Source organism: Paenibacillus radicis (ex Xue et al. 2023) (genome assembly GCF_024722015.1).
GTDB lineage: Bacteria > Bacillota > Bacilli > Paenibacillales > NBRC-103111 > Paenibacillus_S.
In genome coordinates this window covers 104,679-131,360 of the sequence record NZ_JANQBD010000013.1, presented here as the reverse complement: position 1 = coordinate 131,360, position 26,682 = coordinate 104,679, and the positions used below count along the sequence as shown (strand labels likewise).

The window sequence follows — 26,682 nt, the reverse complement described above, 5'->3', positions numbered from 1 at the left end:
CTTCATAGTTGCTGCCTTAAGATAGATTTCAATATAAAACCAATGTAGTAAAAACATTAACAGGGAGGTAAATGTATGTTTAAAAAATTGATTTGCATCTTGATGGCAACCTTATTATGCTTGTCTACTCTTGCAATTACTCCGGTAAGCGCAGCTGTAGCACCGCCTGCGGCACCAAACGATGTTGTGGCTTCTGCCGGGAACTCACAGGTAAATCTTAGCTGGAGTGGTGTACCCCAAGCAGTCAGTTACAATGTATATCAGAGAACAGCCTCAACTTCTTATGGAGCTAATCCCATAGGAACCATAGGAACCGTAACCGGGACAGTGTATGCCGGGACAGTGTATAATGCAACAGGTCTTAGCAATGGGACTACTTATTACTTTACTGTCGTAGCAAGTAATGCAGGCGGAAACAGTACATATTCAAATGAAGTAAGTGCTACACCTGGCGTTGGCGCAGCTACTATTAATGTGAATACCCATTCTGTGCTGAATACTTTTACACATAAGCTGTTTGGAGTTAATAGCCGCTATGGCAGCAGTCTCAATCAATACAAACTGTCATCAAATGCATATGGCATGTGGGATTATGAGAATGACCGTATAACGACGCAGGCTGACGAATATGTCGGTGAAATGAAACCTGGTGTCTTGCGTTTTCCTGGCGGTACAATGGCCAATTTATATGAATGGAAGAAATCAATTGGCCCTGTAGAGAACCGCTTACCGCAGATTCATGGAACTTCGCTGGCGGCAACTACCTCCGAGTTCGGTCTGGATGAAGCGGCACGTTTTAGTGAAGCACATGGAATCGAATTGACCTATATGTATAATATGGGCAACGGAAGCCTCCAGGATGCGCTGGATTTAATTGAGTATTGTAATGCACCCAACGATGGCTCTAACTGGAATGGGGGTACTGACTGGGCATCGGAAAGAGCTGCAAATGGGCATCCGGAACCATATAACATTACTAAATTTGAAATGGGTAATGAATTTAATTTGCAAAGGGCTCAGCAATATTGGACCCAAACAATCAGCAATGCTGATTATGAAAGCAGGTACGCTCTTGGGGGGCAGATGGATTTTAAAGATGATTTCACAAAATTTGCTCCTACTTTGTCTACGCAACTTGGGAAGATATATAAGGTGGTTAGGGATACTGATTGGACAGACGCCGCCTCTAATAGCGATGGGAAAGCCAATCAAGTTGTATATTTTCGTTATCGCCCGGTTGTTGCCGGCTCCGGGGAAGTTTTCGTTAATAATGTTAAGTGGGACATTGTCAGCACCCTGGCGAATGCAGGCAAAGTCAACGCAGTTGCAGTTGATTACTCAAAAGGAAGCATTACCTTTGGCGATGGTATAAACGGTAATATTCCACCTGCCGGCGCTACTATCCGTACGAAATATTCTGCGATAAAAGATGGTTTTGCAACTATGGCAGAAGGAATGATTAATTTTAGCAAGGCACATGGATTAAATATTGAGGTATATTCCAGCATACATAATGAAAATTTTTACAAAGCAATGCAGGGTCATAATACCTGGACAGGTATAGCGATTCATCCATATGGTAGTGCGTTTACATACAATAACATTAATGACGGGCTCTATGCTGACAATACCATGTTTATTGCTGAAGGGGCATTGGATGAAGTAAAGGAACAATTGAATTTATTAAAAACCTACAAGCCTGATGGGAAAGCGGCTATAACAGAATATGCTATTATAGCTTATAATGCCAATAATAAAAGCTGGCTAAACTCGAATTCCCATGCAATATATACGGCTAGATCCGCCTTAGGCTTCACCGAAATACCTGGTATTTCTTATGCAAACAGGCATTCATTGATTGATACTCCTTTCTCGCAGGATGCGACAGGATGGGGGAACCAGGGCCTTTTGTCCGTATATCTCAATGAGGGGCCAGCCACTACAGTTCCAAACCGTACGTTGAAAAAAATAACACAAACGCCAGCAGCTCTTGTCCTGCAAATGCTTAATACTTTCTATGGGACTAAAGCAGTTCAAACAACAATAGATAACAACCCTCGAATGCAAGCAACATCAACGCTTTATCCTACTATTCCATATTATCCATCCTTTATCGATACCGGCATTAACCCCAAGGATGATAATGAAAATGTCAGCATTAACGTATTGGATGTTCATGCATCAACTGACGATGATGGATATACCTATGTTGCTGTTGCCAATGGAAGTAGAAATCAGAACGTTTCTGCAACAATCAAGCTTGACGAAACTTCCAAGCTTCCTACTGCGCAGGTGATGTATGTTGATAGCCCGACTTTTATGAGTACAAATGATGACATTAACCCTGATAACGTACAGCTTGTAAAAACTGGGATTACTGGTATTGCAGGCAAGAATAGCATCACATATGATTTCCCGGCCAACACCTTTGTTATTATTAAAGTAAAAACTCAAGGTGATTTGATGCCAGAAGCTAATGTTAGCAATGTTGTCATTTCTGGGCCCTCTTCCGTAGAGGCCGGGGTTGCGTATAGGTATGAAGCTGCAGTTTCTCCCGTAAATGCCAAAACCGTATCGGCGACTTGGAAGATTACCCAAGGCAGTGGGATAGCGACCATCAATGCAAGAACAGGGCGTGTTCAGGCAAACGCTCCCGGAATAGTAAAGGTAGTAGCATCGGTAGACGGTTTGGATAGCGTAGCGTATTCCACAATGGTTCAAGCGAATGCGCCATTGCCTGTCGCCCCAACAGGTCTTATAGCAACAGCAGGGGATTCACAGGTAAGCCTCAACTGGAACAGTGTGCCGCAAACAGTAAGCTACAAAGTATACCAGGGTACAAGCACGGGTTCTTACGGGTCAACGCCAATAGCAATAACCAGTGTGCCAACATACAAAGCAGTTGGACTTAGTGGCGGAACACCTTACTATTTTGCGGTTGTAGCAACAAATTCTTATGGAGATAGCATATATTCATATGAGGCAAGTGCAATTCCTACTTTTCATAGGAGTAGCAGCAGTGGAAGCAGTAGAAGTGGAGAAGTGGCAGCTCCTTCGGCTGATCTATCTGGAAGCAAGAGTATGTTTACTGCTCCCAAGCTTGACAACAGTACAGGGAAAGCTACAGTCCAATTAGACACGGCTGGATTAAAGGCAGCTTTTGACAGTACAAAGGCTGATGATAAGGGCATAAAAACAATAAAAGTTGAGATTCCGAAGATAGATGGCGCAAAAGCCTATGAGTTTACACTGGATGCAAACTTCTTAACCGCAGCTGGTGCTGCAAATAAGATAGAGATTAAGTCAGACATCGGAAGCGTTGTGATGCCTGGAAACATGTTGGCCAACACCAGTGTCGAAGGTGGGAAGATAGTAAGCCTTAATATAGCTCAAGCAGACACATCCAAGTATGCTGATGACATAAAAGAAAAGACAGGCGGAAGGCCTGTTATAGACCTGAGCGTGGCTGTAGACGGCAAAACTGTAGACTACAATAATCCTGATGCGCCTGTTACGGTTGCAATACCTTATACACCTACGGCAGAAGAGCTTAAAAACCCAGAGCACATAGTGGTATGGTGTATTGACGGCTCAGGCAAGGCGATATCAGTACCGAGCGGAAAGTATGATGCATCTGCAGTAGTGTTCTCAACAACACACTTCAGCCAGTATGCCGTAGCCTATGTGTTTAGGACCTTTGATGACACAGCTGACTATGCATGGGCTAAAGACTCAATAGAAGTAATAGCAGCAAAGGGAATACTAAACGGTACAACAGACAATACCTTTTCACCTGGTGCAAACATAACAAGGGCTGACTTTACAATGATCCTGGTCAAATCACTGGGCTTGAGAGCCAAGATAGATTCCGGATTCAGTGACGTAAAAGTAGCAGACTACTACTATGAATCGGTGGGAATAGCTAAAGCACTTGGCGTTGCCAACGGATCGGGCGACAACAAGTTCAATCCTTCCGAAGAAATATCAAGACAGGACATGATGGTTATCACTGCCAGAGCGATGAAAATAGCTGGGAAGCTTACATCATCTGGATCAAGAGAAAATCTTGAAGCATTCGCCGATAAGTCTGATGTAGCTGATTATGCCGCAGCTGACATATCCACGATGGTCAACGAAGGACTTATAGAGGGAGATACAAACAGAGTCAATCCTCTTGGCAAAACAACCAGGGCTGAAGCAGCAGTCATCATGTATAGGGTTTATAACAAGTAATTACTGTAAGTATACGAACAGGATTCATCTTCTATAGCCATTTTCATGTAAGGGCGCAATAATAAAAGCATTAAGTCCTCCTTTCTGTTATTATAAAATGCGTCCTAAATCGGTTGTTTAAGGAGGTGTCTGCGAGCTTCCCAAGATCAAAGAACCGCTCAATCTGCTTAAAGAAACGATCGCAGATGACCTTGAGCAGCTACGTATCTCGGAAGACCGGGACGCAAAAGTCGGCCACAAGAGCGCGGATTCCTCATTCTTTGGCTACAAAACACCTTACGGAACAGTTAGAGAAACGAATAAAAAGACGACCTTCATTCCCATTTTTTAGGGGTGAGGGTCGTCTTTTCATTATCTAGGCAGGCCTGTATGGCTGGTATCTTACTTCAATATTCTCTTTAGATTAATCGTGAATATGGCCATAGCGCCTTAGAGCTCCATTCCTTATATGTACAGTTAACATAAATAACCCACTCATATAAATATTTATGGTATAATATACCAAAAAAATGGAGGGGTCGATTTATATGTCAACCGGTGAATCAGTTAGAAAGCTAATTGATAAGGCACATGAATTTAATGAGTCCCTATTTAAAGAATTGTCTGAAGGTAAAATATCGGAAGATGAATGGTTTGAGATAAACAGTCAGTACTTTACTGAGCATTATCTGGCAAGCGATAACCCAAGAGGTCAATCAGGGCATGGTGGAAATGAACATGGATACTTTCATTCGCATCAGATGCTGATTGATGTAATTCATAAAAGTGGAACAATTATTGATGTTGGATGCGCGAACGGATATCTGCTCGAGTCTCTTCATCGTTGGGTAACCGCGCTTGGGTACTATAAATTAACCTGCCATGGGCTTGATATTTCTCAAGGCTTAATTGAGTTAGCGAAGAAACGCCTTCCAGAATGGAGCAATCATTTTTATACAGGGAATGCAGTGAGTTGGACTCCAAAGGAGAAGTTTGATTTTGTCTGTGTTAAGGAGTTAGATTATGCAGTTCCCGGTAAGCAGCAAATGTTTTTGGAACATCTACTTGAACATTTTGTTAAACCGTCTGGAAGACTGATTTTAGGTCCCTATAGTGAAGAGACAAGTACTTCTACCAGGTACGGATTAGTATCTAGTTGGGGTTACAAGCCTACTGGTTGTATCGAGAGATCTAACCATAAACATGTTGACATCTCCAGGCGATTGCTTTGGTGGGACACCTAATGACTGAACTAACGGCGAACGTTAGTTCAACCCATGAATAGGCTGCCGGTGCGATCGGTAGCCTATTCAACTTTCGGGGCAGGATAGTGCAGCCAGACCCTGGTCCCGATGTGGCTTAAAGCCTTGATACATCGGGATTTTTTACGCATGCATAGATGGAATATTTAGTTTGTTATTTGGAAGGAATCACGCGCTTCAATCCTGATTTGGCTCAGCAGGGCAACAGGATCTCAATTTTCGTGCCTTGCCACACTTTGGATTGCACCTGAATTTCGCCGCCGTGCGCCTCCACGATGGTTTTGGCGATACTCATCCCGAGCCCGGAGCCATTCGTCGATTCTACAGTATTCGTTCCCCGGTAGTAGCGATTGAACAAATGATGCAGCGTTTCCTCGTCCATCCCTTTGCCATTATCGATTACTCGGATGCATGCCTTGTCGTTCATCCTGCCGACAGAGACAGTGACGATCACGCCGGGCGGGTTATGCTTCACGGCGTTGGACAACAGATTGTCCATCAGCCGCTGCAGCCAGGTTTCATCTGCCTTTACCAGCAAAGGACGCTCCTCGCCAACGTAGTGAAACTGATACTCAGACATGGTGGCGTCGTTGACGTACTTCAGTACGGAGCGGCGCACCAGCTCAACCAAGTCTATCTCCCGAAGCTCCATGATCGAATCGCCTTGCTTAAGCTGATGAATCAATGAGAAGTCGGAGATCAGCGCAAGCATATAATCTCCCTTCTCCCGAATCGTTAAGCCCATGATGCGCATCTCCTCGTGGCTCCATTGCTCAGGCAAGCTCTCTAGCATATACCCATAGCCTTGAATCGTAGCCAAGGGCGTGCGTAGATCGTGAGAGATTCCTGACATCCACTCCGCTTGCTCCTTCTCCAGCCGCTCCCGTTCCTTCTCCGTCTGAGCCAATTGATGAGTCATCTGATAGAAGGATTCGATCACTTCCTTATAGAGCCTATAGCTGATTCGCATCGTGCCGTTGCGGCGGAAAACCTTGCGTATGTCCTTGGCGGTCAGTACCTGGTCGTACTGTCCCCGGCCCATACGTTCGAACCAGCCTGCGAACAGAATCAGCGGCTGACCGTAGCGGTAGCCATGCCAGATGGAGATCGGCAGCGCCAAGAGCAGGATCAGTCCTGCAAACCAGATGAGTCCACGCGTTGCCGTTTCCATTACAGGATGCTTCAGTGGGGCTCCCGCTGCATGGGGCGTATAGAGGATCCAGGTCATTCCGCTCAGCTTGTCCCGATGAGTGACAATATTCGTGTCATAGTTGCTGGGGGATTGCTGGATAGCCAGAATATCCAGCGGTCGATACGCTTTCCGCACGTATGCTCCATCGCCGATGCCTTGTACGATATGGCTCTCGGGATCGATCACCTGCAGATAGCTGCCGGTTTCGTGCAGCTGCTGGTCCAAGACGGGAACCGCTTCGCTACGCACGATTCCATGCTGTCCATAAGCGTCGAACCAGGCCACGAGCTGATCAAGGTCAGGATTTTGGTAGCCAAGTATATACAGAAGCGGCTCTTGGAAGGAAAAATTCAACTGAGTGTGTACGGCATACGTCCCAAGCGTCCGTGTCTCCTGAACATCGAGCAGTTGAGCGATGGAGTAGGAGGCCGGTAGTGCATGATGCGGAGTTGTATTGACGGTGTAGATCACCTCTCCTTCGGCACTGACAACCTGCAGCCACATTCCTTTCTCCTCGATAAGCTTGTCCCACTCGGGGGAGATCTTAATCGTCCCGCTCTTGTAATGAGCTTCTTGAGCGATCTGTTGCAGGACACCAACCGGAAAGTTCCGGCGTATCTCACTACTCGTCATGTTCTGGAAAAATATGATGCAGGCAACCAGAGTAATGGCCACAATCAGCAGAGCATAGAAAATCAATTGATACGTGAAGTGGAACGCCATGCGCCGCTGGATCTTCATCGTTTCTGCGACTCCTTCGCCAGCTTGTAGCCGAGCCCGCGTACGGTAAGAAGCAGCTTCGGGTTGCCGGGATCGATCTCGATCCGCTCCCGGATGCGCCGGACATGCACCATCACGGTCGAGTCATCGCCCTGTCCGTTAATCCCCCAAACCTGGTCGTAGAGCTGTGTTTTGGAAAATACGATTCCGGGAAACTTGCAGAAGTGCAGAAGCAGCTGGAAGACCTGCGCCGGGCAAGGAACAGGCTGCCCATCTACAATCAGCTCGCCCTCCGCCTCGGTAACGGTGAAGCGGCCGAACCGGTAAACGCCGGGTTCGGACCCCTTAACCGGACTAACTGTGGGGCCTTCCTGCTCCAGACGGCGTATACGCGCCTGAATTCTTGCGGCCACCTCCAAGGGATTGAAGGGCTTCGTAATATAATCGTCCCCGCCCATCGCGAAGCCCCGCAGGACATCCAGATCTGAAGCCTTGGCTGTCAGAAATAAAATATGCGGATTCCCGTATTCGCGGAGCTTGGAGCAGAGCTCTAGTCCGCTGCCGTCGGGGAGCATAATGTCGAGCAGAACGATATCGGGGGCTTCACGCTTCGCTAAATTGAGAGCTTCCGCACAGCTGGAAGCCGCGTACAGCTGATGAAACCCTTCCCTGCGAAGTACCATTTGCAGCATGGTGACAATCGAAGGCTCGTCGTCGACGATTGCGATTTTAATATCTGATAAACTTGTCATCGTTTTCACCCATTTCCATAGTAGCATATTCACCTTAACGGAACCTAAACGGCGGGAGCAAAATTAAGCTGATGTTTATCTATCCGTTTAGGTTCTGTTTCATTGAGGCTGATAGGATAGGGGGTGAGAAAACTATTCGAGCATTTTAGCTTTTGGGAGGTTATGTCGATTCCAATATGAAAGGAGGACAAGCAGCTTATCCTGGTAAGTAGGTCACTCAAAGCCCCTGATAATCTAAATTTTATCATCACACTACAAAGGAGCTTATATGCAGATGAAAAAAATTAGTGTTTTATTTCTTTCCCTATTCTTGTTTGCTTCTGTATTCTCTTCCGTTCACGCAGCAGAGAATGCCTTGTCCATATGGCTAAATGGCGAGCAAATCCAATTCAGCAAGTCCGAACCGATCTTAGAAAATGGGGTGACACTCGTCCCGATGCGTCCGATTCTGGAGAAGCTGGATGTCAAAGTGAATTGGGATGAAGCGACCCAAATCGTCAGCGACGCCAAAGAAGGTCTCTCCTTTTCCCTTCAAATTGGCAGCACAAATGCTATTGCAAACGGCAAAGCAGTCAAGCTGGAAGCAGCGCCAAAGCTAATTCAGAATGTTACGTATGTGCCGCTCCGCTTTGTCGCTGAAACTGTAGGCTATCAAGTTGCCTGGAACCAGTCTCTGCGTCAGGTTAGCCTTACCTCCAAGCAGCAATCCGATGGAAGCCGCGGCTTCTTGTGGAAGGTAGAGAATAAAGGCAACACGGTGTATCTGCTTGGTTCAATCCATTACGTACTTGAAGGAATGTATCCGCTGCGTCCGGAGATTGAGAATGCGTTCCAAGCTGCTGATTACTTGGGCGTAGAGGTCGACTTATCGAAGGTAGCTCCCGAGGAATTACAAAAACAGATATTGGAACTGGGTGTTTATAAAGACGGAAGCACACTAAAGGATCATGTCTCCGCAGAAATATATAACAAAGTTACAGCATTACTGAAAGCAAATGGGCTGCCGGAAAACAGCTTCGATAGCTTCAAGCCGTGGTTCGTCCAGCAAAACATCTTGGGCATTATTGTAGGAAAAGAAGGCTATCAATCGGAAATAGGGATTGACCAGTACCTGATCGACAAGGCCAACAAAGCGAAAAAACCGGTTATTTCCCTGGAAAGTATCGATTCCCAGTTCCAGACGAACAACAACTACTCCGACTCTCTGCAGGAAAAGCTGCTGCTCCAAACACTGGACCCATCTTCTGGGGTCACCCTCGCACCGAATGGAGGGATCGATGATCTTGCTAAAATGTGGAAAGAGGGCGATTATAACGCCTTGCATGAATATACCAACTCTTCTGATTGGGATGCTGAATATCACAAAGCCCTGCTGACTGACCGCAATGTAGAAATGGCCGAGAAGATTAAAAGCTATCTGAACAGTGATAAAAAAGAAACGTACATGGTTGTGGTTGGAATGCTGCATACGCTGGGCGACCAGGGGGTAGCTCCATTGCTGGAGAAGGAAGGCTTCACGGTGGAAAGACAGTAGTACTATTGTTCCTAACACGACAGGCTGTCCCAGAAGCGTATCACTATATAGCAAGGACAATTGAGGAGGATAATTTATGATTATAACCACTACATCAACTATTGAAGGTTCCCCGATCAAGCAGTATCTGGGCATTGCCACGGGTGAAGTCATTATGGGAGCCAACGTATTCAGAGATTTTAAGGCTTCGATTACCGACCTCGTAGGGGGGCGCTCGCGCGCTTACGAGGGCAAACTTCAGGAAGCGAGAGATACAGCATTTGCTGAGATGACCCAGAAAGCTTCAGGGATGGGAGCTAACGGGATTGTCGGAGTCGACATAGATTACGAGGTCATTCGCGATGGCATGCTGATGGTCGCTGTAAGCGGGACGGCTGTGATCGTTTAAGCCACCACACTAACGCCGCTACGATTCAGGTAGCGGCTTTTTTCTTTCAATATCGTTATCACGTTGTCGGTTCAATCCATTTTGCCGAAGAAGGCCGAAGGAAGAATACTTTTTGTGAAAAGAAGGGATAATGCTAATTGGGTAATACCAGCAGGCAGCTATGTATGATGGCCCCAGCAGCAAACCGATGGAGTCGGACATGATCAAAGAAAAACATAAATCTTCATCAAAGCTTCATCTTGTCTTCATGGTTCCTTCATGATCAAATAGGCTGTCAGTGATATCATGTCTATATAACTAAACAAGAATTATTATAGACTACTAGAGGTGCTGTATGTAGGTCCTAGAAAAGCTATATATAATTCTCAAACCACATTTAGGAGGAAAAATTAATTATGTCTCTAATTGGAACTGAAGTAAAACCGTTTAATGCATCCGCTTTTCAAAATGGTAAGTTTATCGAAGTTTCAGACGCTGATCTAAAAGGTAAGTGGAGTGTAGTTTGCTTTTACCCTGCAGATTTTACATTCGTTTGCCCAACTGAGCTTGAGGATCTTCAAAATCAATATGAGACTCTAAAAGGGCTTGGTGTTGAAGTGTATTCCGTTTCAACCGATACCCATTTTACACATAAGGCATGGCATGACAGCTCAGAAACGATTGGCAAAATTACTTACATTATGATCGGTGATCCTTCACATACGATTTCCCGTAACTTCGATGTGCTGATCGAGCAGGACGGTCTTGCTGATCGTGGTACTTTTATCATCGATCCAGATGGTATCATCCAAACTGTTGAAATTAATGCTGGCGGCATCGGCCGCGATGCAAGTATTCTTGTAAGCAAGGTTAAGGCAGCGCAGTATGTTCGAAACAATCCGGGTGAAGTTTGCCCAGCCAAATGGCAAGAAGGCGCTCAAACACTTAGACCAAGCCTTGATCTCGTAGGAAAAATTTAAGGGGCACTTTAAATGATACTAGACTCAGATATTAAAGCTCAATTAAACCAATACCTTCAGCTCATGGAAGGCGATGTGCTAATCAAAGTTAGCGCCGAGTCCGATGCTGTATCTGCTGACATGCTGGCTCTAGTGGATGAAATATCCAGCATGTCATCCAGAATTACAGTGGAAAAAACACAACTGCCGAGAACACCGAGCTTTAGTTTGAACCGTATGGGCGAAGATACTGGGGTAACTTTTGCTGGCATTCCTCTGGGACATGAATTTACTTCCTTAGTGTTAGCTTTGCTGCAGGTTAGCGGAAGAGCTCCAAAGGTTGAGCAGGATGTAATTGCCCAGATTAAAAATATTAGCGGCGACTATCATTTTGAATCTTACATCAGCTTGAGTTGTCATAATTGCCCCGATGTTGTTCAGGCGCTGAACTTGATGAGCATTCTCAATCCAGGCATTACGCATACCATGATTGACGGCGCGGCGTTTAAAGCAGAGGCAGAAAGCAAAAATATTATGGCAGTGCCATCTGTTTACCTGAATGGTGAATTTTTTGGTAGTGGCCGTATGACGCTCGAGGAAATTCTTGCTAAGATAGGTAAAGCTCCGGATGCTTCAGATTTTACCAACAAGGATCCATATGATGTGCTTGTGGTTGGGGGCGGTCCAGCAGGTGCAAGTACAGCAATTTATGCGGCGCGTAAAGGCATTCGCACAGGTATTGTTGCTGAACGCTTTGGTGGTCAGGTGATGGATACCGTCGGTATTGAGAACTTTATTAGCGTTAAATATACCGAAGGTCCCAAGCTCGCAGCGAGTCTTGAAGAGCATGTGAAGGAGTACGGCGTTGATGTAATGAAATTACAGCGCGCCAAGCGTTTAGAAAAAAAGGAATTGATTGAAGTTGAACTCGAAAACGGTGCTATTCTAAAGAGTAAGACCGTAATTCTATCAACAGGTGCTCGTTGGCGTAATGTTGGTGTGCCCGGCGAAGCAGAGTTCAAGAATAAAGGTGTAGCATACTGCCCTCATTGTGACGGTCCTTTGTTTGCAGGAAAACATGTAGCGGTTATTGGCGGCGGTAATTCTGGTATTGAGGCGGCAATTGATCTCGCAGGTATTGTGAGCCATGTAACTGTTCTTGAGTTTATGCCAGAGCTGAAGGCAGATGCTGTACTGCAAAAACGTCTTTATAGTCTGCCTAATGTAACGGTTATAAAGAATGTTCAAACCAAAGAAATTACCGGCACTGATAAGGTAAACGGTATATCCTACATTGAGCGCGACACAGGTGCAGTTCAGCATATTGAATTGCAAGGGGTGTTTGTTCAGATCGGTCTTGTACCAAATACCGATTGGTTAGGTGATACGGTCGAACGCAATCGCATCGGGGAAATCGTTGTAAATAGCCATGGCGCTACGAGCGTACCCGGAGTGTTTGCTGCAGGTGATTGTACAAACAATCCGTACAAGCAGATTATTATTTCTATGGGGTCGGGTGCTAATGCTGCCTTAGGCGCGTTCGATTATCTGATCCGAAATTAAAGGATGGATATGAGTACAGCGACTGTCGATGCAATAGTTTTTCTGCGGTTTTTCTGTAAATATTTGTAAATGACTAGTTAGGCATTGACTTAAACCGAAACGCCCCGTCAAGGGGCGTTTTTTCTTTTGTTTACTGCTTATGCCAATTGTCCGGAATAATAAACGACACTGTGGTTCCTTCATTGGGTTTACTGGAAATAGACAAGCCTTGACCATACAATTGTATCAATCGTCGATTCGTATTGGTAAGTCCTATTCCGCCCTCTCCCTTCATTGTCGGACTCAAAAGTTGAGATACCTTTTCTTGTTCCATACCTTTGCCATTATCTTTTACTTCAATAAGCGTGAAGCTATCTTGGCGAGCAATCCGTATATGAACCGTGCCGCCTTTATTTTGACTAAGGAGACCGTGTTTGACAGCATTTTCAATCAAAGGCTGTATGGAAAGCGGAGGCAGAAGCAAGTTAATGTTGGATTCAACTTCCCATACGATTGACAGCCTGTCCTCAAACCGCTCTTTTTCGATATATAAATAGGCTTTGGCAAGCTCCAGCTCATGGGCAAGCTCGACCAGTTCTCCAGTATTTAAAAAATCAAAGCTGATCCGTAAAAATGATGTAAAAGAATCGCCCAGATTTCGCATCTTTTCGGTGTCAATTTCACTAAGTGCCATAATTGAATTAAGCGTGTTGAAAAGAAAATGAGGATGAATTTGTGCCTGTAGATAGGCAGCTTCCATACGTAAACGTTCATTTATGGATTGCTTCAGCGTGGTTAAAGCCCTGATTCGGTATTTGAGCTCCAGAGCGTCTACAGGCTTAGTAACATAGTCGTTGGCTCCTGCAGAAAATCCGGTGTAGATGTCAGCAGGCTGACTACGTGCAGTCAGCAGCAATATGGGAAGCTCTGCTACCGAGTAATGCTCCCTAACTTTCTGCGTCAACTCGTAGCCTGACATATGTGGCATCATGACATCGGCAATCAGCAGATCCCATTGTTGGGTGCCTAGCAATTCCATCACCTCGCGAGCTGAACTAGCTGTAGTGATGTTATAAGGCTCTGCTGAGAGAATTCCAACGAGCACATTCAGATTGACAGGGTCGTCATCAACCGCAAGAATATTCACCTTCCCGTGATTCAGAAACGGCCGGATATGTATGGAGGTTGCCATTTCACTAATTGCAGCGTTCTGAAAAATCAACCCGGCAGGCCCGTGTTCGGTTCTGTTCATTATCTGGTGGGGATGAAGAGAGTGTTGCGACAATGGCAGATCCGAGACTTTAGCTAAGGGCAGACCAAAACTAAATACAGAGCCCTTACCCGGCTCGGAACGAACTGTCAATGCACCACCGTGCAATTCTACCAGTTGCTTGCATATGCTTAAGCCAAGTCCGATTCCTCTCCCATCGCTTATCCCATAAGACCCTTGTTCATAAGGGAGAAATGCTCGCGCCTGTGTTTCTTCATTCATACCGACCCCGGTATCGGAGACATGGATAAAGGCATGTCCATCCCGCGTCTCGGCAGAAACGGAGATTGTTCCTTCTTCCGTATACTTGAGGGCGTTATGCAATAGATTATACAAAATCTGCACGAGTCTTTTCTCATCGGCCATTACCAGCGGCATCGATTCCTCGATATTCATAGTCAGCTGGATCGGCTTGCCATCAATCATAAATCTAAGCATACTAATTACGCCGGGAACGATCGATTGAATTTGCAAGGGCTCTTGCTGCAGTACAATACGATGTTCCTGGAGTCGTGCGACGTCGAGAAGATCGCCAAGCATATGCGACATACGGTTGCTTATTGTTATAAGGAGCTCCATATCCTTAAGGCTTCGCTCATTCAACTTCTCTTTCTCCTTGGCGACAACGGTTTGGGCAATATTCATAATCCCGTGCAGCGGTGTCCTTAGTTCATGCGACGTATTGGCGAGAAATTGGTCTTTTAGCTTGTCAGCTATTTTTAACTGCTCATTAAGTCTGGCATTTTCATTCGAATTTCGGAAATATTTTTTGAACCAGTACGTAGAAAAACCAATGATGGCTGCAATAATATCAATTGGATAATAAACAGGAAAATAATTCGATAAGCTCCAAATAAAGCTGGACATAACGCCTACTGCGGAAATCAGCAAGAAGATGTCGTCCTTGTCGGATTGCTTTTTGAAGATCATCGTTCCTGTTATATAAATGAACCAGACAAAGGGTAATAAATAGAAAAAAGTAAGGATACCTAATTTAGCCGTTCCATAGATTATTGGAGCAGTTGCTGCCAGCAGGAATACGGAGAAAATAATGAGCATCGTTGTGAATGCACGCAGCCAAACATTCTTCGGAGGAGCTGAAGAGAACCTTCTGAATACTACAAGAATAAGAAGGGAATGCCACAGGAGAGAGACCTGTCTTACTTTTAACGCCCATGCATAGTCGATCGGGAGCCATAGAAAAAGAATGTTATCATGACCGGCCATAATCGTAACCCCGGTAGTCAGTGTTAACAGAGCGATAATAAAAAAAGTCCGTTCATGAGGATTAAACAAGTAAAGGATGAAAGCATACAATCCATGAAGCAGCAAAACAATAAACATTACCAGTTGAAATCCGATGGAATACCAACGCAGGCTGTCGATGCCAGCCTGAGAGCCAAAGCGAATGGATTGCAGAATACCCCCGTTATAAGGATCCTCGAAGTTAGCTACTCGTATGAGCACATCAAGCTCTTGGACACCATTCGCAGGGTAGGAAGCGGTATAAGAAATTTTTCTGGGTATGTACTCACTGACGTTATCTGCAGGTTTTCCTATGTCCCCCTCAGTGAACCCATTGATTTCCACAGCAGAAGAGGCTTGTAATCCTTGAAGCCACATCGCGACAGGCTGCTCCAGAGGATCGACTAGAATGCGCAGCCGGTATGTTCCGTAGCCAATCGAGGATCCTGAGTCTTTTGTCAGCACGCTACTCCAGTCTCCTGGAACCTGAATATAATGGGATTGATCTTCTACCTGATGCAGATCCTTCTGAGAAACTAATTTTGCAGGGTAGAACTGCCACTCACCATCCAGTCGGATCGAAGAGGATTTCCTGAAATCCCAGCCGCGCATGTCGAGTACGCCATTAACAGCGGGAGAATGCTCCGATGTAGAAAAAACTGCGGACCAAGTCCATCGCAGGCTGAGAAGAACACTCAGAAGTAATACAATTATGGCTATATTTATTAGGGTGGTTTTATTATTTATTCTCATCATCATACAATGAAATTCGACATAAATAGCCTGGATTCCTCCTTATATTTACCTTTCGAGAGGGGGCGGTGGCATTCCCCCGTGGAAGCTCTACCATATCGAAAGAAAACCAAAAAGACTTGCAGCACTCTTAGTAGTAAGAGCGATGCAAGCCTTCTGTATGTCTAAATCGAAACGAATGGATCAGCGTTTAAAGCTCGAAAGATTTTGTTCTGCAATCTGCACTAGACGTCTTGTGATATTGCCACCAATTGCTCCTGCATCGCGTGTTGCAAGGTTGCCATTGTAACCAGTTGGAGATAATTGAATACCTAACTCTTGGGCCACTTCATACTTCAGTTGATTGATCGCTGCCTGTGCTTGTTGTACTACTAAAGAATTATTGTTTGCCATTTGGTAATCACTCCTTTTCATTGGTGTAATAGTAGTATTCGATGAAATAACGGAGTTATACATGGAAAATTAGGGCAATACCTTCATCGCTTGCCAGGGGGAATTTAAACGTTTCCTCCTGCCGCAGGCATCGCTAACTAATTATTCCTGCTTTTTTTTCTGCTATTATTGTCCGGTTTCTTCCCGATTGCTTAGCCTTGTACAAGGCTTGATCGGCCATATGAACCAGCTCCTCAGCCGAAACGGAGTGAGAAGAATAGTGTGAGATGCCCTGTGAGACGGTAATAATCCGCCCGATAGGATTCACACTTTTTTCAAGCCTATTGCGAATTCGTTCTGCCACAAAAAAAGCCTCATCAATGGCAACATGTGAAATAAGAGCAATGAATTCTTCACCTCCGAAACGACAGCACACATCGCCTGGCCTTACAGTGGAAGTAATAATTTTTGCGAAATGCTGTATCACTTTGTCCCCGGCTTGATGACCATATGTGTCATTAATGGTTTTAAATCTATCGATATCCATAATAATAATAGAAAAAGAAATAGATTCTTCAATCCACCGATGCATGATGGCCTCAAGTGTTCTTCGGTTTGTCAACCCGGTCAATGGATCTGTGGTTGCATCATGTGTCAATTGATCCGTCTGTTTTTTTATATCTGATAAAGCATATCTGATCGATTTTGATAACAAATCCGCCTCTCTGTTCCAATGGTGCTTCATTTCAGGGACTTCGACTTTTTCTTTGCCGATTTTGCTCACAAGGTCAGCCAAGGCAACGAAAGGCTTCGCCAATTTGCGGGCAAGCCATATGACTACTAACAGCAATATCGAAAACGGAATAATCATATTCAACAATACGGAAGTAATATGATTATTAAGTTGGTCATATACGACGCCGACAGGCGACACCACAACTACACCCCAACCATTTTCCGGAACCAATACGTATCCCGCTAATTGAGCCTCTCCCTGTAAGTTGACCATTTCTTCATGTCCGCTTTGGCCCCGAATAAGCTTCCGGACAACATGATTGGCGCTAATATCTTCACCTATCCGATTGGTGTCGCGATGGAACAGCAAACGACCGTCGGCTTCCACTATGTAAAAATAAGAACCTATTTCATCCGTTGGATTGCTTTCGAAGATCATATTCAAAACGTTGGATTCCTCAAGATAAATAGTACCTCCGATATACCCTCGATATGTACCGTCCATATCGTAGATGGGCTCACTCATAAATACGATAAGGTTTCCGCTACCTGAGGCTGCGTAAGGTTTGGAGAGGTAAGGCTTTTGTAAAGCCAAAGCGGTTTTTGCAGCCTCTGATGTAATATATCTGCCTGCTGAACTGTGAGTACCAGGAGACATGTCTCGAATAAGCCCTGTTTCATCGACCCATACCATGGAATTAAAGTAGTTGCTGCTATTACGTATTAATTCTAGCTTAGAATAGATTGCATCTGCATTCATGAAGCTTATATTTGAAAATGTATTCGCCGAATATTGCAGGCTGCTCCGCATGGATTTAAACAGAGAGTCTATGGTTTGACTCATTTTACTTGCATTAGTAAGATTCAAAGCTAGTGTAGTGTCGATTAGTGATTTTTTGCTTGATTGATAGGAGGCAATGAGAAGAATGATTAAATTCAGAAGAACAGATAAGGAGACTAGTCCTGTTAAAAGAGTGGCAAGACTAATATTTTTCCTTTGGTTTACTTTAATTTCATGCAGCATAGGCATCGAGTGCTCCCTTATGTTTTAGGTGTATGTTAAGACTTTGACAACATTTCGCCATAATTTGTCAAATCCCATTCTTATTATAGACCAATATGCCTATCAATACAGTATGGAAATACACAAAATAGAGACTAAAGGCATATTTTTTTAAGTTAAAATAGGTAAAAATAGTGAAACATCAGTTAAAATTATGGCTGAATCATAATTGGTTATATTTTCAGGATTAGTAAATAGTACAAAGGTCTTATATTAATTGCTGTGAATGACAAATTCGCTGTGGGGATTTCATGCAGGAAGCGCAATCCACGTCCAATCGAGAGAGCTTGAGGAACGTGGATCCGCTATTTTGAGGTGCACACGTTATCAATCAAGCGAAACGGAAGTACGATCTCTTATTTGCCTGAAATGTGGGGTTTCAGCTTAATATTGAAAAAATAGCGCATTGTAGTTCCGTAACATCTTGTTTTCTTGGGGGTACTGGGCATTTAGAGGATCGTAGTTCCGTATGCGGGTGGCAGGAGCCTAATACTTACTATAATTGAAAAAAACGAACTCTCAGACTTGCAGAAACGTAGGTTACTTGGGCAATTTTGGTTATTGGGGAAATAAACCATAATGTCTAAGCAGAGCTAACATGCAAGGAGAGTTCGTTTACTATGAAGGATTACCCGAAATACGTTGATTTAGACATGCTTGTAAAAAAATAGTTACTATGGTGGCAGCTTAGCTATACAGATTATGCCTTCTATCACGTTATCTCCACGCGGGTGTCAATCAAATAACCCCATCGTTCTATAGGTCCCCAGCATAGTAAGGCGAGTGAGCTGCAAGGCCATGTAGTGGGGAGTATACATAGTGGGGTCGTTAATCCAATTCAGGATGACCCCCATCACAGATGAACTTGAATAATTAAGTAAAATATCCATTGGAACGGACAGCTTCCGCTCCATCTTCATATTAGCGATCCTTGCATAGAAGCTTTCTCGAATTACTTCGTACAGTTTAACCGTAAAAACCTCAGGCTCCAGCTTGAAAAGCATAGCCTTGTAAAATCTTTGGTTTTCGGTTAAATGAGTAAACAGCAGGATAAAGAAAGGGTCAGGCTCGTCGAAGTTTCCACTATATGCTATGGGACTTGAGGGGGTTGGATGGATGAGATGAGACAATTCCTCCAGCTTTTCTTTTATAAGTTTGTCCAGCAGATCAAATTTATCCTGATAATGAGCGTAAAAGGTGGACCTGTTTATATCTGCGTTAGCTGTTATATCTTTTACTGAAATGGAGGGAAAGCCCTTTTCAAAAATTAAAGAAACGAATGCGTCAAGGATGGTTGAACGAGTTCTATGAATTCGACGGTCTGGGGAATGGGAATCCTGAATCATTTGACACCTCCAAGCTTGAGATCGGAATCAAAAAGATAAAACAACATAAATACATCATTTGTATGATAACCAACTAATTATTACAATGTGTTGCCTTGTTCGGCAGCTCCTTATAATTGTGTTTGAGTTTGTATGTGAGAAAGATAAATAAAGGGTATGCGTTTATTCTTACTTTTTCTTTCGTTCTCTGGAGTTGAGGACACTATCCGTTTATATGTTGAATAAACCGAATATAACCAACAAATCCAAGGAAAACTGTTGTTTAGAGAACATTTAAGGAGAAAATATCGGTTGTACATTACTTCGAGATTAGTATAATAATAAACATATTAAACCTACTTTATCAATAGGTATTATGTGATTTGTTGTTGAAGGAGAGAGGGTATGCCAACAAGGGGTGACCGTTTTATTTCGAGTTTGGCTGATGGACGGAATGTATGGTTAAACGGGGCGAAAGCGGATAATTTGTCTGATCATCCTGCATTTCAAGGGACGCTCGGCACGATCAAACGATTATTTAATCAACTCGATGATCCGGCAGTTCGTGATCATATTGGTTTTGCTCCTTCGGGAAGGGAAGCTTATGCGCACAGCTCATTCTTGGTGCCGTATTCTGCACAAGATTTGTCTAAGAGAAGTACGGCTTTTAATTATTGGGCCAAAGAAACCCATGGGATGATGAGCCGTTTATCCGATTACGGGCGCTCCATGATCACTGGCTGGTATGCTGCAAAGGAACAATTGGGTAAGCTGGATCCCCATTTTGAATCGAAGATCACGTCCTATTATCAGGATGCTAGAGACCGGGATTTGTTTCTGACCACAGCGATACTGGATCCGCAAATTGATCGGTCTGTCAGTCTGGATGATAACCGGATTGCCGAACGGTTTCTGCACGTCGTAAGAGAGACAAGTGATGGGATTATAGTCCGTGGAGCGAAAATGATTGCTACCGGAGCGCCGTATACACATGATTTCATTATATTTTCTTTTTTACAATTCGATAAAAAAGACCGTAAGCACGCCCACATCCTTATTGTTCCGGCCAATTCTGCGGGATTGCATATTGTGTGCAGAGAGTCTTTCGCGGATAGCAGGGAGCAAAATCATATATTGAGCTCCAGATATGAAGAAATGGATGCGGTGTTGTTTTTCGATGATGTGTTTATTCCTTGGGAGAGGGTCCTCTTGTATGGAGATTCGGAGGCTGTATTGAAGCTCCGGGCCAATAAGACGGCTAATTCGCTGGCATTCCATCAAACTGTAGTCCGTTACGTATCGAAGCTGGAATTTGTAACCGGAGTTGCTTTTGCAATTGCCGAAGCGATTGGAGTCAATGGATATTTACATATCCAGGAGAAGCTGGGTGAGCTGATAACCCAGGTAGATACGATGAAAGCACTTGTCATTGCGAGTGAAACGACGGCCAAACATGACGAATCGGGAGTCTTGGTACCTGAGATATCCTTTATTGATACGGCTAGAAATATTGGAACGAAGTTTTATCCCCGCGCTATTGAAATATTGCAGCAAATAGGAGGTGGAGGTTTCGTCCAGACACCATCGGGAATGGAGGATTTTTACGGGCCGATATCCAAGCTGATGCACTTGTATTTCGAAGGAGCTTCTGTAAGCGCAGAGAAGAAAATTCATTTGTTCAAGCTTGCCTGGGACTTGATTGGAAGTCCGCTGGGGGCAAGGCACGAGCTGTATGAACGCTTTTACGCAGGAGATCCGGTTCGAGCTTACGCCAATCAATATGTAAAATCCGATAAAGAAGCATTCACCGACCCTGTTTGGAAGCTGTTAAAAGAAGCGGGCAAATATGGATCCAAGCGGAATTACACCTATACCTAAGAGAGAGGATGAATAGGAATGGAAGTTTTCTGGTTTATTCCGACACATGGAGATGGACGTTATCTGGGAACGAAAGAAGGAGCAAGAGCAGTCAGTTATTCTTATTGCAAACAAATCGCACAAGCAGTCGATGAACTAGGATTCAGCGGTGTTCTGCTGCCGACAGGTAAATCTTGTGAGGATGCCTGGATTGTTGCTTCCACTCTAGTGCCGGTCACGGAAAACTTGAAGTTTTTAGTTGCGATTCGCCCGGGATTGATGTCGCCTACATTAGCAGCACGCATGACGGCAACCTTGGATAGATTCTCCAAAGGGAGGCTGCTGATAAATGTGGTGACAGGTGGAGATCCGGTTGAATTGGCTGGTGATGGGGTGTTTTTAGACCATGATGACCGGTATGAATTGACGGATGATTTTCTAAACATTTGGCGTAAAGAATTGGAAGGGGAGGATGTGGACTACGAAGGTGATCATTTGCGGGTGAAGGGCGGAAAAGTGTTGTACCCTACCGTGCAGAAGCCTTATCCCCCACTTTATTTCGGTGGCTCCTCAGAAGCGGCCCTGGATATCGCAGCTGAACATGTGGACGTGTATCTGACCTGGGGAGAGCCGCCTGCTCAGGTGGAACAAAAAATAAACCGCATGCGTAAGCTGGCGGAGGCACAGGGGCGAACGCTCCGCTTCGGTATCCGTCTGCACATCATTGTCAGGCCGACTGAAGAGGAAGCCTGGCAAGCGGCTGCTGAATTGATTCAGCATTTGGATGAAGATACGATTGCTGCAGCCCAACAAATTTTTGCGCGAATGGATTCCGAAGGACAAAGAAGAATGTCTGAGCTTCATAAAGGAGACCGTTCCAAGCTTGAAATCAGTCCTAATCTGTGGGCAGGCATCGGACTGGTACGCGGAGGTGCAGGCACCGCACTGGTCGGCAGCCCGGACAGCATAGCAGCAAGAATGAAAGAATATACGGAGCTTGGAATTGAGACGTTTATTCTCTCAGGCTATCCTCATTTGGAAGAAGCATACCGAACAGCGGAGCTGCTGTTTCCAAAGCTGAATCCGGGCTCCTCACGAAACGCTGATAATCCATCCTTCATCAGTCCATTCGGAGAAATGATAGCCAATAATGAGCTGCCTGGGACGACAACATCTGATTCCCAAACGCCAGTGAGCAGTGTTAAATAACAGGAAATCTACCGGATCGCCGGAGACCTTCAGCCTGGAAAGCTGTTGAGTCTCCTTTTTTCGTTCATAACAATTTTATGGAGGGGGATCGTTATGCCTTTCGAATGGAAAACAATTCGGTATGATTGCTTGCAGATTCCGAGCGTCTGGGGATTGGCCCTTCAATTAGGTGAAATGCAAAAAGATTTAAAGAGCTTGGGATTTCGACTGGAACCCGCTGCTGATTTAAAGAACGGAGAAGCGCTAGAAGTACCTCCTGCCGGAGAGGAAGCGGACATTTATTATAGCAACAGCTTAAGTACGCTTTATTCGTTAAGCAGAGGACAGAAGATTGCAATTGTAGGTTTAAACCAACTAACGGCAAAGGCATTTATTCTGGTTCGGCCGGATTCATGGATCGACTCGATTCCAAGTCTTAAGGGAGCGACTATCGGTGTTTCTTATGATTGGGATAATCGTGCAGATATCCATAAGATTGAAGCTATCCAACGGGTTACGGCAATTATCGAGCAGGCGGGATTGCTGGAATCGGATGTCCGTTGGGTCCACCTCCCTCCGGGTACAATGAATCATACGCAGCGTGAGACAGTAGCTTTGCTTCAAGGTGAAGTTGACGCAATTATCTCCTTTGGAGCGGATGCTTATGATGTGGAGCGGATCACCGGGGCACGGGTGCTTGATAGAGAGCGTCTGCCCCGCTGGGGGCAAAAAGCTGCGATTAGCAATTTAGATGAGGATATGGATTCCGCTTCGGACTTCGATTCAGACTCCGATTCAGAGCAAGCCGGGCTGTTCGCTTTCGCGCTATCCGTTGCATGGATGCAATCTTACCCGGAGGCAGTTGAGCGAGTGCTGGCACATCTTCAATTGGCTGCCGAGTGGGCGGATAAGCATCAGAAGGATGCTTACCGTCATGCTGCCAAAGCTGCTGGTATTCCCGAGAGCCGGATTGAGACCGCTTATGACGGATCGTTACTTAAACAACTGCCTCTTACTCTGGATCAAAGGCATCTTGACCTGTTGGCTAAGTATAAAAGCAGTTACCTAAAGAAGGAGCTGCTGGAGTCTGATTTCATACTCGATGATTTCGTTGACAGGAAGCTCTCTGCAAACACACAAGTTTTGATAGCTTCAGGATTGGTGCAAAGCCCGCTCTCTGACCGCGTTTCATCCTTTATGATAGACGATGTTCCCGTCCGTTATTTTGAGGACCGTAAAGAGGCAAGGCTTATCCGGTCGGACGAAGAGGCTTTGTACATAGCGCATGAGTTTGCGGATAAGATTCGCGCCGGAGCTTCGGATCGGGACCGGTATCGCCGTCTGCCCTTTGATGAGATTAAGCAGTTAGCGGAAAGCGGCCTGCTCAGTATGGTTGTACCCCAAGAATATGGGGGACCAGGAGTATCTACAGTTACCTTGGCTGAAGTGTTCAAGATCATTTCAGCTGCCGACGCGGCAATCGGGCAAATTCCGCAGAACCATCATTTCTTTGTGAAGGTATTGGAGCTGAACGGGACGGAGGATCAGAAGAGACATTTCTTCGCTGAAGTGTTGAAGGGTGCGCAGTTTGGTAACGGATTAGCTGAGCGGGGCGCTCGTGTGGGGAAATTGATGTCGACTCGCGTTACAAGCTCGGGGGAAGGTACATGGAGGGTTAACGGCAGGAAATATTATTGTACCGGCTCCTTGTTCTCTCCATGGATACCTGTATTTGCCGATGACGACGACGGTAAGCGGGTGGCGGTATTTATCCCCCGACAGGCGGAAGGACTGACGTTAATCGATGATTGGTCAGGAATAGGGCAGCGGACAACAGCAAGCGGGAGTGTTGTTCTGAGCAATGTAGAAGTACCCGATGCTTATATAGTGCCACATTGGAAAACGTTCGAAGTGCCTCAATATTTTGGCGCGTTTGCCCAGATCATGCATGCTGCAGTGGATGTAGGGATCGCTGTAGCAGCTATCGAGGATGCATCAAGGTTCGTCCGCGAGAAATCAAGACCCTCCATCCAGAGTGGTGCTGCACGAGCTTCCGAGGAACCCTATTTGATTAAACGTTTCGGGGAGCTGGGAGTGCGGCTTCAGGCGGCAGAAGCGCTGCTGGAGAAAGCGGCCGCTGCTATTGACACGGCACGAAGCAACTTGAATGAAAAGACAGCAGGACAATCCTCGTTGTTGGTTGCTTCAGCTAAAGCTGTAGCTACGGATGTCGTAATTGACATCACTAACGCCTTGTTTGAAGTAGCGGGCACCGCCTCCATGGATGAAAAATATAATTTGGATCGGCATTGGAGGAACGGAAGAATTCATACGCTTCATGACCCGGTACGCTGGAAGCTGCATCATGTGGGCAATTGGTATTTGAACGGCTTATTGCCGCCCAATCAGGCAGGGTTATAGAAAGGGAGTGATGAGATGGGAAAGAAGAAGAAACTGCTGCTGAACTTATTCGACATGAACTGTGTAGGACATAACTCCCACGGATTATGGAAACATCCGGACAACGAGCGCAGACAGTATAATGAACTTGGTTATTGGACCGATTTGGCGCAGCTTCTGGAAAAAGGGAAATTCGATGCGCTATTCCTGGCAGATGTTATCGGTGTCTATGATGTATACAAAGACACGCGTGATATATCTGTGAAAAATGCGGTTCAGGTGCCTGCCAACGATCCGGCGCTGATTGTTCCGGTGATGGCCCATGCGACTAAGCATCTGGGATTTGCTGTTACCGTTTCGACATCGTATGAGCATCCTTTTGCTCTATCTCGTCGAATGTCGACATTGGATCATCTGACTAAAGGTCGTGTTGCCTGGAATATCGTTACATCGTATTTGCCGAATGCAGCAAGAAATTTTGGTCTGGATGAGATGATTAAGCATGACGACCGATATGAAATCGCCGAAGAGTTTTTGGAGGTATGCTACAAGCTATGGGAAGGGAGCTGGGAGGAGGGCGCTGTTGTATTTGATCAGGCCAACGATACGTATGCAGATCCTGCCAAAGTACATGAAATTGGCCATAAGGGCAAGCATTTTCAGGTTGCGGGGCCGCATTTATGCGAGCCTTCTCCACAGCGCACTCCGGTTATTTACCAAGCCGGCAGCTCGGTAAGAGGCAGAACATTTGCTGCCAAGCATGCGGAATGTGTGTTTGTTGGTGGACAGACGCCGGAGGCGCTCCGCTTTTATGTAGAGGATATTCGCTCCCAGGCGAAGGCTTACGGGCGCAATCCCGAACAAATTTTAATGTTTAAGGGATTTTCGGCAATTGTTGCGGAAACTTCAGCGGAAGCACGCGATAAATTTCTTGATTTTGAACAGTATCGCAGCAGCGAAGCAGCATTAGCCCAGTACTGCGGGTCCAGCGGGTATGACTTGTCAAAGCTCGATCCTGACCAAATCTTTGAATATATGTCCACGGAAGGAAATCAAACCAGGGCGGCACAATACACCCAGTTTACGAAGAAGCGGACGGTCGGAGAAGTGAAGGAATCGATTGGAAAGTTCGGGGGAGGCTGGATGCAAGTTGGCACACCGATTGAAATTGCCGATGAAATCGAGCGTTGGATAGACGAGGCAGGCATTGATGGCTTAAATTTCGCGCAGGTGGTTACGCCAGGAACCGTAAAGGATTTTATTGATTTGGTTGTGCCGGAGCTTCAAAATCGCGGACGGGTCAAGGAAGAATATGAGGAAGGAACATACCGCCAGAAGCTGTTCGGCCGTGGTACGTCCCATCTCCCGAATGCCCACCCGGCGGCTTCCTACCGTCAAATAGCGGTACCTGCTGTTAGACGCTGACAAAACTGTTCCAAATAATATTGGTCCGTCTCGGTGAAGCGAGCTTCAACCGGACTATCAATGTCAAGTACGCCAATAACGGTATCTTGACGGAACAAAGGGATGACGAGCTCTGACCGTGAAGCCGCATCACAAGCGATGTGACCCGGAAACAGGTGGACATCATTCACACGCTGCGTTCGTCTTTGCGCAACAGCGGTACCGCAGACCCCCTTGCCGTAGGCAATGCGGGTGCAGGCAGGCAAGCCTTGAAATGGACCGAGAACCAGCTCATTGGCATCATTTAGCAAGTAGAAGCCCACCCAATTGATGGTTTCCAGGAATTGTCCAAGAAGAGCGGAGGCGTTAGCCAGATTGGCAATGCGATCCGGTTCGTCTTCAATAAGATGCTCCAATTGGCGAATCAGCAAGGTGTACCGTTCCTCTGGACTGCCTTCGTAACTTGTAAGTTGAAACATGCAATTGACCTCCTGAAATAAATATTTCATATTAATCCTATTTGAATAATA

At 45.4% G+C, this 26,682-nt stretch carries 17 protein-coding genes; 10 read left to right on the top strand and 7 right to left on the bottom strand.

From position 1 onward, the window contains the following. Window positions 1-75: 75 nt before the first annotated feature. Together NV381_RS18415 and NV381_RS18405 are read left to right on the top strand one after the other, a co-directional pair. Entirely contained in the window at window positions 76-4,233 is a 4,158-nt protein-coding gene (locus NV381_RS18415; RefSeq protein ID WP_258214757.1) for an S-layer homology domain-containing protein, read from the top strand. Window positions 4,234-4,760: 527 nt separating this feature from the next. Beyond that, a complete protein-coding gene (locus NV381_RS18405) occupies window positions 4,761-5,456 on the top strand; it encodes a class I SAM-dependent methyltransferase (protein WP_258214756.1) in 696 nt (231 codons plus the stop codon). 211 nt (window positions 5,457-5,667) lie between these two features. On the opposite strand, the gene NV381_RS18400 is transcribed toward NV381_RS18405, so the two are convergent. Both NV381_RS18400 and NV381_RS18395 read right to left on the bottom strand, forming a co-directional pair. Continuing rightward, window positions 5,668-7,407 carry a sensor histidine kinase gene (locus NV381_RS18400; protein WP_258214755.1) on the bottom strand — a complete coding sequence of 580 codons (1,740 nt, stop codon included), beginning with the start codon at window positions 7,405-7,407 and terminating at the stop codon, window positions 5,668-5,670. Beyond that, entirely contained in the window at window positions 7,404-8,165 is a 762-nt protein-coding gene (locus NV381_RS18395; RefSeq protein ID WP_258214838.1) for a response regulator transcription factor, read from the bottom strand. The genes NV381_RS18400 and NV381_RS18395 overlap by 4 nt, the downstream gene beginning before the upstream one ends. 247 nt (window positions 8,166-8,412) lie before the next feature. Between NV381_RS18395 and NV381_RS18390 the strand changes: the two genes are divergently transcribed. From NV381_RS18390 to ahpF, 4 genes are all read left to right on the top strand, one after another. Then, entirely contained in the window at window positions 8,413-9,672 is a 1,260-nt protein-coding gene (locus NV381_RS18390; protein WP_258214754.1) for a TraB/GumN family protein, read from the top strand. 76 nt (window positions 9,673-9,748) lie between these two features. Beyond that, entirely contained in the window at window positions 9,749-10,060 is a 312-nt protein-coding gene (locus tag NV381_RS18385) for a YbjQ family protein (protein WP_258214753.1), read from the top strand. A 395-nt stretch (window positions 10,061-10,455) separates the two neighbouring features. Continuing rightward, the gene (gene ahpC / locus NV381_RS18380; RefSeq protein WP_258214752.1) at window positions 10,456-11,019 is read left to right on the top strand and encodes an alkyl hydroperoxide reductase subunit C; all 564 of its coding nucleotides are present in this window, start codon (window positions 10,456-10,458) and stop codon (window positions 11,017-11,019) included. Window positions 11,020-11,031: 12 nt separating this feature from the next. After that, the gene (ahpF, locus tag NV381_RS18375; protein ID WP_258214751.1) at window positions 11,032-12,561 is read left to right on the top strand and encodes an alkyl hydroperoxide reductase subunit F; all 1,530 of its coding nucleotides are present in this window, start codon (window positions 11,032-11,034) and stop codon (window positions 12,559-12,561) included. A 130-nt stretch (window positions 12,562-12,691) separates the two neighbouring features. Here ahpF and NV381_RS18370 read toward each other — a convergent pair whose 3' ends face one another. The 4 genes from NV381_RS18370 to NV381_RS18355 all read right to left on the bottom strand — a co-directional run bounded on the left by NV381_RS18370 (window position 12,692) and on the right by NV381_RS18355 (window position 19,324). Beyond that, entirely contained in the window at window positions 12,692-15,667 is a 2,976-nt protein-coding gene (locus NV381_RS18370) for an ATP-binding protein (protein ID WP_258214750.1), read from the bottom strand. Window positions 15,668-15,991: 324 nt separating this feature from the next. Next, window positions 15,992-16,201 (bottom strand): alpha/beta-type small acid-soluble spore protein, encoded by a 210-nt coding sequence (locus NV381_RS18365; RefSeq protein ID WP_171654113.1) that lies wholly within the window; start codon window positions 16,199-16,201, stop codon window positions 15,992-15,994. 133 nt (window positions 16,202-16,334) lie between these two features. Then, a complete protein-coding gene (locus tag NV381_RS18360; protein ID WP_258214749.1) occupies window positions 16,335-17,945 on the bottom strand; it encodes a sensor domain-containing diguanylate cyclase in 1,611 nt (536 codons plus the stop codon). Between the two features lie 767 nt (window positions 17,946-18,712). Next, window positions 18,713-19,324, bottom strand: coding sequence for a TetR/AcrR family transcriptional regulator (locus tag NV381_RS18355; RefSeq protein WP_258214748.1), 612 nt, complete (start codon window positions 19,322-19,324; stop codon window positions 18,713-18,715). Between the two features lie 384 nt (window positions 19,325-19,708). On the opposite strand from NV381_RS18355, the gene NV381_RS18350 reads away from it, so the two are divergent. From NV381_RS18350 to NV381_RS18335, 4 genes are all read left to right on the top strand, one after another. Further along, window positions 19,709-21,181 (top strand): 4-hydroxyphenylacetate 3-hydroxylase family protein, encoded by a 1,473-nt coding sequence (locus NV381_RS18350; RefSeq protein ID WP_258214747.1) that lies wholly within the window; start codon window positions 19,709-19,711, stop codon window positions 21,179-21,181. An 18-nt stretch (window positions 21,182-21,199) separates the two neighbouring features. Then, on the top strand, window positions 21,200-22,369 hold the full coding sequence (ssuD, locus tag NV381_RS18345; RefSeq protein ID WP_258214746.1) for an FMNH2-dependent alkanesulfonate monooxygenase: 1,170 nt from the start codon (window positions 21,200-21,202) through the stop codon (window positions 22,367-22,369). A gap of 93 nt (window positions 22,370-22,462) precedes the next feature. Continuing rightward, on the top strand, window positions 22,463-24,769 hold the full coding sequence (locus tag NV381_RS18340) for an SfnB family sulfur acquisition oxidoreductase (RefSeq protein WP_258214745.1): 2,307 nt from the start codon (window positions 22,463-22,465) through the stop codon (window positions 24,767-24,769). A gap of 15 nt (window positions 24,770-24,784) precedes the next feature. Then, on the top strand, window positions 24,785-26,173 hold the full coding sequence (locus tag NV381_RS18335) for an LLM class flavin-dependent oxidoreductase (protein ID WP_258214744.1): 1,389 nt from the start codon (window positions 24,785-24,787) through the stop codon (window positions 26,171-26,173). Here the strand turns inward: NV381_RS18335 and NV381_RS18330 are convergent. Next, window positions 26,143-26,631 carry a GAF domain-containing protein gene (locus NV381_RS18330; protein ID WP_258214743.1) on the bottom strand — a complete coding sequence of 163 codons (489 nt, stop codon included), beginning with the start codon at window positions 26,629-26,631 and terminating at the stop codon, window positions 26,143-26,145. The genes NV381_RS18335 and NV381_RS18330 overlap by 31 nt on opposite strands. Between the last annotated feature and the right edge of the window lie 51 nt (window positions 26,632-26,682).